The organism is Flavobacterium celericrescens (genome assembly GCF_011392075.1).
Classification (GTDB): Bacteria; Bacteroidota; Bacteroidia; order Flavobacteriales; family Flavobacteriaceae; genus Flavobacterium; species Flavobacterium celericrescens.
Window position 1 is genome coordinate 53,844 of sequence record NZ_JAAJBV010000010.1, and the last position, 11,835, is coordinate 65,678.

Consider the following 11,835-nt stretch of genomic DNA (forward strand, 5'->3'; position numbering starts at 1 on the left):
ATCTACCAATAAACGTATCTATAAGCAATGTATAAAGCAGTTCAAATAATTTTATTTATATTTTTAAGTAATTTAAGTTTTTCTCAACTTTCAAATTTTACTTTTCAAGTTACTCCTCAAAATGAAACATGTTTAGGAAATGGAAGTTTAACTTTTGCTGTTTCTGGTACTACCTCAGGATCAACATTGGTGTATAGCGTTTATCTATTACCAAATATAGTTTCGCCTATTGCGGTTTTAAATTCAAATACACTAACAGGTTTGAATGCTGGTGACTATCTTGTTGTTGCAACACAGTCGCTTGGTGCTTCATCTGGCTCCCAACAGCAAAATGTAACAATCATTAATAATATAGCAACATTAGACTATACACTTGTCGGTCAAAAGGTTAAATGTGGGAATGATGGTGCTATAACAGTAAATGTTATTAGTGGAAATCCAGCTAGTTATGAAATTGTATCTGGACCGACAACAACTTCACCTCAGACATCTAATTCGTTTAGTAATTTAGGGGTAGGAGTATATGAAATAAAAGTAACTGATGTTTGTGGAGATGCTGTAGTACAAACTTATACACTTGTACAAGCATTAATTTCATTGGTAATTGATCCAGGGTTAACTTCAGGACAATTGCCATCGTGTAATACGGTAAATTTGACTAACTTTTTTGGAGTTCCAATGGGATATGAAATTGCTTATCCAATAACATTTGAATATACTGTATATCCCCCAGGTGGAGGTTCTCCTTTTGTTTCATATGTTGTAGCTAACAATAATTCTTCTTCAGTTAGTTTAACAATACCATTCTATCATAATCAAAGCTATTATTATGATATCAAAGCAACAGATGCTTGTGGTAATGTTTATCAAAGTAATAATAACTTAATAAATAAAAAAATTGATTTTACTATATTAGTTTCTAAAATTGATTGTACAACTAAACAATTATCACTTACACTTGATTATTTCGTAGCTCCATATACAATAGATTTTGTTGCTTTTCCAGCAGGTTTTAATCCTACAATGTTTAATCCGATTCATCCAGGACCTTTTACATCCGGGACAACTGTTTATGGAGGTATAGGGAATTCATTTCCTAATGGTTCATATACAATCCAGATTACTGATGCCTGTGGGAGAACGGTAACAAGAAGTGTTACAATTCAAGATACTGTAGTTAATCCATCATATTCTGCTTCTTCAAATGGATGTGGTCAAGTTACGGTTTTTTTGCAAGGAGCAACCATGCAGTCAGTTATTATTACTTCAGCGCCAATAACATATGCATATGCAATACCACATAATGTATCAAGTTTTATTGATCCAATAACTAACATTTTTTCCATTAGTGGCCTTCCAGTTGGGACTTATAATTTTCAAATTACTGATATATGTAATAATATTTATAATCTTACGATTATTGTGCCTCCATATGTTCAAACTCCATTTGTGGTATTGCAAAAACCTGGATGCGATGATGGATATGGCTCAGTTAGAATAGATTCTAATGTTTTATTGTCAAATGCTGAATTATTAAGCGGACCATCAAATTATGCAGGAACATTACCTTTGTCTTTATCAATAATAGGAGGAACTTCTATTTATTTATCTAATTTACCCGAAGGTGATTATGTAGTTCAGTCAACCAATTTTTGTGGAGTTACAAGAACAGATTCAATTCATGTTGTTGGATATCAGGAAATTCAAACGAATGTACAGTTGCAAAAATATTGTGGTTCTTTTAATTTATATCTTGAGCATAACAGTAATACAAACAATTCAGATAATAGTGAAGTGTTTTGGATTCAAAAGTATAATTCAACTGCTAATTTATGGGAACATCCAATAACTGGATTTGATTATGTTGATGGTTCACTTTTAACAGGAATGAATGCAATTTCTATATCTAATTATGTTAATAATATTAATCTGCAATTCAGTGGAATAATCAGGATAGTTAAAGTTTCTAAGATTTATTCTTTTGCTGGCCAGTCCATCAATTGTATAAAAACTATTCATTCTTTCGAGATTGCAGACGGACCAACAATTATAAATATTGATACTATTGGTTGCTTAAATGGTAATTCCGAAGCTATTGTAATTGCGGATGGCGTTCCACCTTTAAATTACAGAATAACAACTAAAGATGGCGCTCCTTTTTTGATTGAAAACAATAATTTGAACTCTTTTCCAAATTTGTTTTCAGGAATTTATAATTTTCAAGTTGAAGATTCTTGTGGAAATATCGTAAATAGTTTGGTTGAAATTACGTCAATTGCTCCTTTTGGAATAACATCAACATTATTATGTAATAATGAACAGGCTAGTTTGAGTGTTCCTAATTACCCCTTTTTAACTTATGAATGGTGGAAAGATTCAAATCCTACCAATATTTTAAGTACTTCTAATGTGTTAAATTTTAATCCATTTAATAATTTGGTTGATTATGGAACTTATAAAGTTAAAATCACTAATGCAAGTAATATTTCTTCTTGCTTTAATGTAGAACTTTCTGAAACGATATCAAATGTTTTTGAAAGCCCAAAAGCAGGATTAGATTCTAATACTGCATTTTGTGAAAATCAACAAATAATAAATTTGAATGATTTTTTAAGTGGCAATTTTGATTCAAATGGAGTTTGGTCTGAAATATCTGGAAGCAATACTTTAGTTGATAATTTATGGGATGCAAATTTATTACCATATGGTACATATCAGTTTTTATACACAGTTTCGTCATCAAGTTGCGGATTTGATGATGCTATAATTACGCTTGAATTGAAAGAGAAACCTGTTTTGTCAAATGTTGCAAATAGTATTGGGATTTGTGTTGGAGATGATGTTGTAATAAATTCAGGTATTGCAAACGCAAATTATTTATGGGAAGGACCAAATGGCTTTTTGTCTACAAATGAAAATTTAGTGATTCAAGATTCAAATTTGTTTGATTCAGGAATTTATAGTCTAAAAGTAACTAAAGATGGCTGTGAGTCAAATATTCATAATATTGATGTATTAGTTAGTGCTCAGCCAGCTTTTATTCTTAAAGAAGATTGTGTTGATAATATTAAAATATTAGAAGTTATTCCACAAAATGATAGCTTTAATGTAAATGATGTTATAATTGAGTGGATTGGTCCTAATAATTATACAAATAGCTCAAATCTAATTCAAGTTCCTTCTGAAGCAATTGGTGAATATAGTGCTCAGGTAATTAATAATGGTTGTAGTAAAATAGAGTCAATAATAATTCAGGGAACAGCTTGCGGAATTCAAAGTGGAATTTCCCCAAATGATGATGGTAAAAACGATTCTTTTGATTTGTCTGGTTATGATGTTGACAATCTAAAAATTTTTAGTAGATATGGAAGAGAAGTGTATAGTAAAGATAATTATGAATCAGAATGGTATGGGCAAGATTATAATGGTAATATGCTGCCAGCTGCAACGTATTACTATTATATAAGATTGACTGGTGGTGTTGAAAAAACCGGATGGATTTATTTAGTAAGAGAATAATGTAACTCCAATATTTTGAATTAGTTTGTTTTTTAAATTTTTTAGTTTTAAAAATAAACTACATTTTACTTGACAACCCCTATTTCATAATCGTATATTTGCACGCAATTGGTTTTTAGAAGATTAATCTTCTTAATTCTAATTTCTTAATTCTAAATTTTATTTATGAAATTATCTCATTTTCAATTCAATCTTCCTGAAGAATTATTAGCTGAATTTCCTACAGAAAATCGTGACGAATCTCGATTAATGGTAGTAAACAGAAAAACGGGTACAATCGAGCACAAATTATTTAAAGATATTATAGACTACTTTGATGATGGTGATGTAATGGTTTTAAATAACACGAAAGTTTTTCCAGCACGTTTATACGGAAATAAAGAAAAAACAGGTGCTCGTATCGAAGTTTTCTTATTAAGAGAATTAAATGCAGAGCAACGTTTGTGGGATGTTTTAGTAGATCCTGCTCGAAAAATTCGTATCGGAAATAAATTATATTTTGGAGACGACGATTCATTAGTAGCCGAAGTAATTGATAACACAACTTCTCGCGGAAGAACTTTACGTTTCTTATATGATGGTTCGTATGAAGAATTCAGAGAAAAATTAGTAGAACTTGGAGAAACTCCAATCCCAAAATACATTAACCGCGAAGTAACACCAGAAGATGCGGAACGTTACCAAACTATTTATGCAAAAGAAGAGGGAGCTGTAGCGGCACCAACTGCTGGTTTGCACTTTTCTAAGCATTTATTAAAACGTTTAGAGATTAAAGGTGTTGATTTTGCCGAAGTAACATTGCACGTAGGTTTAGGAACTTTCAATCCAGTTGAAGTAGAAGATTTATCTAAGCACAAAATGGATTCTGAGGAAATGAAAATTACTCAAGAAGCTTGCGATGTTATTAATAATGCAAAAGCTAAAAAGAAAAAAGTGTGTTGTATTGGAACCACTGCAATGCGAGCAATGGAAAGCTCAGTATCTTCACAAAGAACTTTAAATCCATATACAGGTTGGACCAATAAATTTATTTATCCACCATACGATTTCAGTTTAGCAGATGCAATGGTAACTAATTTTCACACACCAAAGTCAACATTATTGATGATGATTTCTGCTTTTTGTGGACATGATTTAATGATGAAAGCATACAAAGAAGCAATTCAAGAAAAATATCGTTTTTATTCTTATGGAGACGCAATGTTGATTATCTAAAGTAATAAAAAAATTAAAATAAAAAAATCTCATCACTAGTGATGAGATTTTTTTATTTAAAACAACCGCTTTGACACTTTCTAACTTTTCCATACTTTTACCAATCAAACAACCAATAGACTAATGATTTTTGAAAATACACGCAATTTTGCACAAAGTTTAGATGCTCAAGATGAATTGAGAAGCTATAGAGATGAATTTATTTTCCCACAGGTTAACGGAAAACAGGTAATCTACTTTACAGGAAATTCTTTAGGATTACAACCAAAAAGGACGAAATCCTATATAGATGAGGTAATGGCTGATTGGGCAAATTTAGCAGTAGAAGGACATTTTTATGCAGATAAACCTTGGTGGGATTACCACGAACGTTTTGCTGTTCCTTTGAGTGATATTGTTGGCGCAAAACCTACTGAAGTTACTGTAATGAACACTTTAACGGTAAATCTTCATTTATTGATGGTTTCATTTTATAGACCAACACTTAAAAAATTCAAAATCATTTGTGAAGAAAAGGCATTTCCAAGTGATCAATATATGTTTCAAAGTCAAATTGATTTTCAATCAAAATCGGTAGGATTTGATCCAAAAGAAGCTTTAGTTGAAATTAAACGTAGAGAAGGAGAACACAATATTCGATTAGAAGATGTGTTAGCAAAAATTGATGAAGTAGGCGAAGAATTAGCATTAGTTTTAATTGGAGGCGTAAATTATTATACAGGGCAAGTGTTTGACATGAAAACAATCACAGAAGCGGGTCACAAATATGGAGCTTATGTAGGTTGGGATTTAGCACATGCTGCTGGAAACATAAAATTACAATTAAACGATTGGAAAGTAGATTTTGCAGCTTGGTGTAGTTATAAATACATGAACTCTGGGCCTGGAAATGCTTCAGGTTGTTTTGTACACGAAATGCATCATAACGATTCAGATTTGCCAAGATTTGCAGGTTGGTGGGGACATAATAAAGAACGACGTTTCAAAATGGAACCAAAATTTGACCCAGTTCGAGGAGCTGAAGGTTGGCAAATAAGTAATTTACCAATTTTGTCTTTAGCACCTTATTTGGCTTCAGTAGAAATGTTTGCCGAAGTAGGAATGGATAAATTAATTGCTAAACGCGATGTGTTAACTTCGTATTTAGAATTTATCCTTCAAGAAATAGACAAAGAGTTAGAAAGCGCAGAATTTGAAATAATAACACCTTCAAATCCAGATGAAAGAGCTTGCCAATTATCAGTTTATTTACATGGTCAAGGTAGAGAATTATTTGATCGATTAATGAAAAATGGAGTAATTACTGATTGGAGAGAACCAAATGTAATTCGTTTAGCGCCAGCTCCTTTTTATTGCTCTTTCGAAGATATGTACGAATTTGGGCAGATATTGAAACAAGCTATTTTAAACAAATAGATTTTTATAAATCAGTTTTTCACAATATATAAAAATGACTAAAGAACAAATATTAGAGAATTTTGACCCTTCACAACCGGGTTTGGCAGATGCAACTGTTTTTGGTTTGCCATTTTCAGCAGCGCAAAGCGAAATTATTATTGTACCTGTTCCATGGGAAGTTACAGTAAGTTATGGTGCTGGAGCTTCTGAAGGTCCAGAGGCAATTATGGATGCTTCATTTCAGGTAGATTTAAATCATCAAGAATTTCCTGAATTATGGAAATTAGGAATATATATGGATGAAGCCCCAGAACATTGGGCGAAAAATTCTGAGAAATACAAAGGAATGGCACAACCAATCATCGAAGCTTTAGAAAGTGGAGAAGATGTGTCAATGTTTCCTGTATTACAATCCGATTTGGATAAAATAAATAAAGCATGTAAAGACTTAAATGAAGAAGTTAAAAATCGTGTTTTAGATTGGATGAACAAAGGAAAAAAAGTAGCTTTATTAGGCGGAGATCATTCAACACCATTAGGTTATTATCAAGCTTTGGCAACTAAATATGATAATTTTGGAATTTTACATTTAGATGCGCATATGGATTTGCGTATTGCTTATGAAGGTTTTACTTATTCCCACGCTTCTATTATGTACAATGCGTTACAAATTCCTCAAATTTCTAAAATTGTACAAGTAGGAATTCGAGACTTTTGTGAGCAAGAAGTAGAGGTAGCCTTGAAAGATAGAGTTTTAGTACATACAGATATGGATTTAAAACAAGAAACATTTGAAGGTAAAACTTGGCAACAACAATGCGAACACATTATTGCTTCGTTACCAGAAAAAGTTTGTATTTCTTTTGATATTGATGGTATGTATCCTTGGTATTGTCCAAATACAGGAACACCAGTTCCAGGAGGATTTTCTTTTGAGCAGGCTGCTTATTTGTTAAGTAAATTAACCGATACAAATAAAGAAATAATCGGTTTTGATTTAGTCGAAGTAGCTCCAGGTGATGACGATTGGGATGGAAATGTAGGCGCAAGAATGTTGTTCCACATGTGTGGTGTTTTTGCAAAATCTCAGAAAATGAATGTTGGTAATAAAATCAAGTTTAATAGATAATTTGTATCTTGCATAAAATCAGACGATAAGTCTTAAAATAATTCCCCCCCATAATTTATTTAAAGACAAAAATATGAGTCACTTTGTAATTGAACAGTGGAAAGAATATTCTATTCAAGTACCCGGAAAGGTTAGATATGCTGTATCAAACTATGGCAGACTTAAAAGCTTTACGGATACAATTGAAAATGGAAAAATTTTAAAAGGCGCTCCAACGGAAGGTTTTCTTTTTTTGCGCTATGTTAGAATGTGTAATGGAGAAAAAAAATATTATTCTCATGCTATTCATAAAATGGTTGCTGAGCTTTTTATTCCGAGAGAAAGTGAAGACCAAGAATATGTTTTACATCTTGATTATGATAAAATGAATAATCAGTTGTATAATTTAAAATGGGCAACTTATAATGAGATGCGCGCTCACGGCCATAAAAGCCCAGCTGTAAAAGCAGCATTTAAGAAATTTCAAGAAGATAATATTAAAAGAGATGGAAGAAAATTAACGTCTACCCAAGTGATTCGAATTAAATTAAAAATGAAGCGACAAGGTGAAAAATTCAGCGTTAGAAAAACCGCAAAAGAATTTAATGTTTCTGAAATGCAAATTTATAGAATAAAAAGTGGTGAAAATTGGGGGCATATACAAGTATAAACCGAAGCATTGCTTCGGTTTTTTTTATAAATTCTCCATATCCTCCAAAATCGAAATTGCTTTTTTTTTCGTAGCCGCTAATTCTTCTGGTTTCATTTTTCTTAGTAGCGCTAACATCATGCTCATTCTTTGATTATTGGCAAAATGTTGTTTTTTCTCATCTAAAAAATGCCAATACAAACTGTTAAATGGACAAGCTTTTTCGCCTAATTTGTCTTTTACTTTGTAATGACAACTACCACAATAATTACTCATTTTATTGATGTAACTTCCTGACGAAACATAAGGTTTGGTTGCCACAATGCCGCCATCAGCATATTGACTCATACCACGTGTATTAGGCATTTCCACCCATTCAATCGCATCGATGTAAACGCCTAAATACCAAGCGTCCACTTCATCAGGATGTAATTGCGTCAACAAAGAAAAATTACCAATTACCATTAATCGCTGAATATGATGCGCATACGCTTCCGATAAACTTTGGGAAATCGAATGTTGCATACATTTCATCTTGGTTTTTCCAGTCCAAAAGAATTCAGGTAGCGGATTGTAGTTTTCTAATGTGTTCATTTGCGCATAATTAGGCATTTCTTTCCAATAAATTCCTCGAACATATTCACGCCAACCAATAATTTGTCGCACAAAACCTTCTACCTGCGCCAATTCAATCGTTTCTTGATTTTGATAATAGTAAGATATTACAGTATCAACCACTTCTTTCGGACGAATCATTTTCGAATTCATCGCAAAAGACAAACGCGAATGAAACAAAAATTTATGTTCAGAAAATAAGGAATCTTGATACGCTCCAAAATGCTCCAACAAATGCTTACAGAAATAGTCAATCAATTGCAAACTTTCATTTCTTGAAGTAGGCCAATTGAAATTTTCTTTATCAATACTTCCAAAAATGGTAATGTTTTTTGCTTCAATTTCAGCAACAAGTTCACTCACATTTTTATGAAATTCCAAAGGAAACGGAATCGGAACTTCGTTTTTATATTGATTACGGTTGTTGTGGTCAAAGTTCCATTTTCCGTCTAGCGGTTGGTCGCCGACCATTAAAACATCATTTTTTTTTCGCATCATGCGATAGAAACTTTCCATCAAAAGTTGCTTTTTCCCTTTAAAAAAAACAGCTAATTCATTTCTAGACGTATAAAAATGTTCTGAATCTACTGCTTTTGTTGGAATGGAAAGTTTTTCGCAGATGTTTTTTAATTGTTCATCCAAGCGATATTCATCCGGAAGTTGATATTCAAATTGTTCGATTTTATTCTTTTCAACCAAATCTAAAATCAATTGTTCTAAATTCTGAGGATTATTCACATCTGAAATTTTATAATAGATAACTTGATGACCTCTTTTTATCAATTCCTCCGAAAAATTTCGCATCGAAATGAAAAACGCCACGACTTTTTGAATGTGATGTTTTACATAATCCGTTTCCTGACGCATTTCTGCCATTACATACACCACATCTGGATTGACTTCATCAAACCAAGAATGTTGTGAGTTGAGTTGGTCGCCCAAAAGTAATCGAAGTGTTTTCATCTTTTTTTAATCCCGATTTTTTTATTTAGAATTTTTATTCATTCGACATTTATCACTACAATACTCAATTTTCTCCCAGTTTTTCTCCCATTTTTTTCGCCAAGAAAACGGGCGCTGACAAGTTTTACAGATTTTTTCGGGAAGATTTACTTTTTTATGTGACATTATAACATAGAAGTTGTTGGTTTATCAGGTCGGGCGTAATGAAATCTGTCGGTTAATTTTGGAACGGCATAACCGTCTAATCCATTTATAGCAACAATATTTCCTTTGTCCAATTGCATCCAATTGTCATCGTGAAAGAGATTTTTATCCGCATATATAGTTTCTATAGAAGCAATAATGTGAATACAATCGTTTTCTATGATTTTATATTCGTTTACATATTTGCACAATAGTTTTACTGGACTTCCTTTTACAAAAGGTACTTTGTGATTGTCTATAAATTCAGATTCTAATTTAGTTTTGTCAAATTCTGAAATAGGCTCTTCATAACTTGAAGATGTATGATGTGCATCTGCTATCATTTCTTCGGTTATGTGGTTTACCGTAAAATATCCAATTTCTTTTATATTTTTATAGGTATCTCTGGGAACAGTCATAGGTCTTAAAATAAATCCCAACAAAGGTGGTTCGCTTCCTAAATGCGTAACACTACTAAAAATGGCAACATTCAAAACGCCTTCAGCTGATATGGTTCCAATTAAATTAGCTGATTTGTAACCGGTTAAACAATTAACCAAGTTCAATCTTGGAACTTTAGCCATTTGGAATAAATCTTCTTTAGTTATTTTTCTCATGAGATTTTTATTCAAAGATATAATTTTGTTTAATTAAAATTAAAAATAATTAAACAAAACATTGTTTTGGATTGAAAATATGATAAAATTCAGGAATTAAAATTTATAATTGCTTACTTTTGCTATCCAAATTTTTACAAAAATCTTCATGCAAACCCCACAAAAAATTGCTGTTGTAGGTTCTGGATTAGTAGGAACTTTACTGGCAATCTATTTAAAAAGAGCAGGGCATATTGTTCATGTTTACGACAGAAGTCCCGATATAAGAACGGTTGAATTTTCAGGACGTTCAATTAATTTGGTGATGTCAAATCGAGGATGGAAAGCGCTGAAAGATGTTGGTTTAGAAGATGAAATTAGAAAAATTGGAATTCCAGTAGATAAAAGAGCAATTCATTTACAAGATGGAAAGTTGAATTATCAATATTATGGAAAAGAAGGTGAAGCTATTTTTTCATTATCGCGTGGCGTTTTAAATAGAAAAATGGTTGATTTAGCTGAAGCTGAAGGTGTAACATTTTATTTTGAGCGAAAAATTTGGGATGTAACATTAGCCACAGCAACTTTGTGGGAAGGTGAAACAGAACAAGGAGATTGGACCGAATTAAAATACGATAAAGTTTTTGGAGCTGACGGCGCTTTTTCTAGAATAAGACACAGAATGCAACGTCAATCAATGTTTGATTATTCGCAAGAATTTATGAAAATTGGCTACAAAGAATTGCATATTCCAGCCAATGCGGATGGTTCACCAAAAATTGATATTCATTCGTTGCATATTTGGCCAAGAGGAAACTTTATGTTGATGGGATTGGCTAATTTGGATAACTCATTTACATGTACTTTATTTATGCCAATAGAAGGTGAAAATTCTTTCGAATCGTTGACTAATGAAGAAAAATTGGTTTCGTTTTTTGCAACATATTTTCCTGATACAAAAGATGTTATTCCAGATTTAGTACGTGATTTTTTTAGAAACCCTAATAGTTATTTAGCTATTATGAAATGTTTTCCTTGGACATTTGAAGATAAAGTGGCATTAATTGGAGATTCTGCGCATGCAATTGTACCATTTTATGGGCATGGAATGAATGCAGGATTTGAAGATATTACTATTTTGAGTGAAATGATGCAAAAGTACGGTGACGATTGGACAAAAATATTTTCAGAATATGAAGTTTCAAGAAAACCAAATGCTGATGCAATTGCCGAACTTTCGAGAAGAAATTTTGTAGAGATGAGTGCCAAAACTGCCGATGAGAAATTTCTATTACAAAAGAAAATCGAAAAATGGTTTTCTGATAAACATCCAGACAAGTGGTTGCCTTTATATAGTAGAGTAACTTTTAGTTTACAACCCTATTCTGAAGCATTAGCAATCGGCGATTTTCAAAATGAAATCATGCAAGAGGTTTTGAAAATCGATAATATTCAAGAAATTTGGAATTCAGAAGAAGTAGAAAATAAGATTTTAGAGTTATTGAAATAATTAAAAACCAAGTTTCATTAATTTGAAATTTGGATTTTTTTCTTACAAAATAGTTTATCTTTGAAATGGACTAAATATT

Annotated in this window: 9 protein-coding genes; 6 read left to right on the forward strand and 3 right to left on the reverse strand. The window is 32.0% G+C overall.

Translation table 11 applies throughout. The features are described from left to right. Positions 1-27 precede the first annotated feature (27 nt). From G4L40_RS11750 to G4L40_RS11770, 5 genes are all read left to right on the forward strand, one after another. On the forward strand, positions 28-3,519 hold the full coding sequence (locus G4L40_RS11750; RefSeq protein WP_166237394.1) for a gliding motility-associated C-terminal domain-containing protein: 3,492 nt from the start codon (positions 28-30) through the stop codon (positions 3,517-3,519). Between the two features lie 165 nt (positions 3,520-3,684). Then, entirely contained in the window at positions 3,685-4,734 is a 1,050-nt protein-coding gene (queA, locus tag G4L40_RS11755) for a tRNA preQ1(34) S-adenosylmethionine ribosyltransferase-isomerase QueA (RefSeq protein WP_166237395.1), read from the forward strand. Between the two features lie 123 nt (positions 4,735-4,857). Beyond that, entirely contained in the window at positions 4,858-6,150 is a 1,293-nt protein-coding gene (kynU, locus tag G4L40_RS11760) for a kynureninase (protein WP_166237396.1), read from the forward strand. Positions 6,151-6,184: 34 nt separating this feature from the next. Further along, on the forward strand, positions 6,185-7,261 hold the full coding sequence (locus G4L40_RS11765) for an agmatinase family protein (protein WP_166237397.1): 1,077 nt from the start codon (positions 6,185-6,187) through the stop codon (positions 7,259-7,261). A 73-nt stretch (positions 7,262-7,334) separates the two neighbouring features. Beyond that, positions 7,335-7,910 (forward strand): NUMOD4 domain-containing protein, encoded by a 576-nt coding sequence (locus tag G4L40_RS11770; protein ID WP_166237398.1) that lies wholly within the window; start codon positions 7,335-7,337, stop codon positions 7,908-7,910. Between the two features lie 24 nt (positions 7,911-7,934). On the opposite strand, the gene G4L40_RS11775 is transcribed toward G4L40_RS11770, so the two are convergent. Genes G4L40_RS11775 through G4L40_RS11785 form a run of 3 tightly spaced genes read right to left on the reverse strand, consistent with a single transcriptional unit; the run spans position 7,935 to position 10,267 of the window. Then, on the reverse strand, positions 7,935-9,467 hold the full coding sequence (locus tag G4L40_RS11775) for a cryptochrome/photolyase family protein (RefSeq protein WP_166237399.1): 1,533 nt from the start codon (positions 9,465-9,467) through the stop codon (positions 7,935-7,937). A gap of 21 nt (positions 9,468-9,488) precedes the next feature. Next, complete coding sequence (locus G4L40_RS11780; RefSeq protein ID WP_166237400.1) at positions 9,489-9,632, reverse strand: DUF2256 domain-containing protein; 144 nt, start codon at positions 9,630-9,632, stop codon at positions 9,489-9,491. Continuing rightward, positions 9,632-10,267 (reverse strand): flavin reductase family protein, encoded by a 636-nt coding sequence (locus tag G4L40_RS11785; RefSeq protein WP_166237401.1) that lies wholly within the window; start codon positions 10,265-10,267, stop codon positions 9,632-9,634. Before G4L40_RS11785 ends, G4L40_RS11780 begins: the two co-directional genes overlap by 1 nt. Positions 10,268-10,415: 148 nt before the next feature. Here G4L40_RS11785 and G4L40_RS11790 point away from each other — a divergent pair, with 148 nt between their 5' ends. After that, positions 10,416-11,756: an FAD-dependent oxidoreductase gene (locus G4L40_RS11790; protein WP_166237402.1), complete on the forward strand. Its 1,341-nt coding sequence runs from the start codon at positions 10,416-10,418 to the stop codon at positions 11,754-11,756. Positions 11,757-11,835: the final 79 nt, after the last annotated feature.